This is a genomic window from Corynebacterium sp. KPL1818, from assembly GCF_000478135.1.
GTDB classification, from domain to species: Bacteria; Actinomycetota; Actinomycetes; order Mycobacteriales; family Mycobacteriaceae; genus Corynebacterium; species Corynebacterium accolens.
This window is the reverse complement of the sequence record NZ_KI515759.1, coordinates 255747-256323: the sequence shown is the minus strand read 5'-3', so window position 1 is coordinate 256323 and position 577 is coordinate 255747. Positions and strand designations below refer to the sequence as shown.

Genomic DNA, 577 nt, shown 5'->3' with positions numbered 1-577 from the left:
GGCTCATCCCCGCTCACGCGGGGAGCACTATCTCGACCTGCTTGGGGTCAAGCCTGACCGGGGCTCATCCCCGCTCACGCGGGGAGCACTGCGGCTGGCGGCGCTGCACGTCCGCAATGACGGGCTCATCCCCGCTCACGCGGGGAGCACTACCGGGTCGTCCTCGTCGATATCCCACGTGACGGCTCATCCCCGCTCACGCGGGGAGCACGTGGTGAGTACTTGGTCGGCGATTGCTTCGATGGGCTCATCCCCGCTCACGCGGGGAGCACAGCTTGGTTGAATGTTGTAGTTCATGGTTTCCCGGCTCATCCCCGCTCACGCGGGGAGCACACCACCTACATCGAGACCCTCCCGGACGGCGAGGGCTCATCCCCGCTCACGCGGGGAGCACGTCGTCTTCGTCGATATCCCAGGTGACCTTTACGGCTCATCCCCGCTCACGCGGGGAGCACTGCATCCGCCGCCGGAATGAACTATACCTCCAGGGCTCATCCCCGCTCACGCGGGGAGCACCTCGTGGGCATGGGACAGAAAGCGGCCCGCCGGGGCTCATCCCCGCTCACGCGGGGAGCAC

The 577-nt window shown here is 67.2% G+C and carries 1 CRISPR repeat array.

Going from position 1 to position 577, the window contains the following annotated elements:
* Window position 1: 1 nt before the first annotated feature.
* A CRISPR array of direct repeats spans window positions 2–577; the repeat unit is 27 nt; unit sequence GCTCATCCCCGCTCACGCGGGGAGCAC.